This is a genomic window from Ancylothrix sp. D3o, from assembly GCF_025370775.1.
Taxonomy (GTDB): domain Bacteria; phylum Cyanobacteriota; class Cyanobacteriia; order Cyanobacteriales; family Oscillatoriaceae; genus Ancylothrix.
Genome location: NZ_JAMXEX010000137.1, coordinates 1 through 1,113, shown reverse-complemented (window position 1 = coordinate 1,113; position 1,113 = coordinate 1). Strand labels below are relative to the sequence as shown.

At 39.4% G+C, this 1,113-nt stretch carries 1 protein-coding gene; it reads right to left on the bottom strand.

All coding sequences use genetic code 11. The features are described from left to right. A partial coding sequence (locus NG798_RS27775) for an ATP-binding protein (protein ID WP_261226955.1) occupies positions 1 to 1,113 on the bottom strand: 1,113 nt, incomplete at both ends.

Genomic DNA, 1,113 nt, shown 5'->3' with positions numbered 1-1,113 from the left:
GGTAAATAATTTTTTGGCAAAAATGCTATCCCGTCGAATTTGCAGGTCTTGTTTCGCCTCAGTTCGGCCTACCTGCTCTTTTTCTTCAGTGATAATCTTGTTAATAGAAGGTTCTTCTTTAAAGCGGTAATGAAAGGTTATAGAATCAATATCTAAATACCAAGCAACCTTACCTAATTCATCTAAAACCGTTTCCACAAATCCAATTTCAAAACCAGGCATTAACAGAGACAAATTTAACTCAGCCTTGCGGATACCAGATGAATTACCCTGCGTCAAAGAATGCAGAAAGATTGTTCGCGCTAACCAGCTAGAAAACGGTGGTTTTCCTGCCATTATCCATTGGCTATCCTGTACTTCTGCGTAAGCTTTTCTGCCATTTGGGTTATAAATATCTGCACCTATAGGGGGGCGCATTTGGGGACGTTTTAACCGCGAAGTTAAATCATTAGTGATTTCGCCATCAACTCCCACCGGGATATGATGGGTATGAATCATTGGCACAGAATTTTTATTTTCTCCTGAGTTTTCCCATAAATTACGCACAACTTGGGCGAAAAGCCGCAGGGCACCTCTAGTTTTTTGAAAGTCAGGAATTGAAGCAATTTTTTTAGTTAATAAGTTAAATAATTCTGGATGAAATGGGTAACTTTGAGTAATTGCGTGAGCATAATTAGCATCTTTACACCCATCTGGTAAATTAACGCGGCTGAGTTTGTAGGCGTTTAAATATTCTGAGGCTGCTTGTTGTGCTGCTTTTTCGCTGACGCTGGTAAACAAACGCTGTTTGACGATGTTATAAATTTCTACATCCGTAGAAGGGCTTAAAACTCTTTCTTGCCGTGCAGAAGCGCTTACTAATTCCTGTAAATCATAAGTTTCTTCGGCAAAGGTATCAGAAGCAGAAGCTAAGGAATAAACCAAGATTAAGTTATTAGAAGCGGCGGCTAAATCCATCAATGAAAATAAAAAAGCGACCACTTGCTCTGCTAAATCACTTTTGCCAATTTGTTTTGCTTTTGCTGCTCGTAAATAACGGGCAATTTCGTCTAAAATAATAACAGTAGGTTTACTGTCGGTGAGCCTTTCTAATACGGATGTCCCCGGACTAAT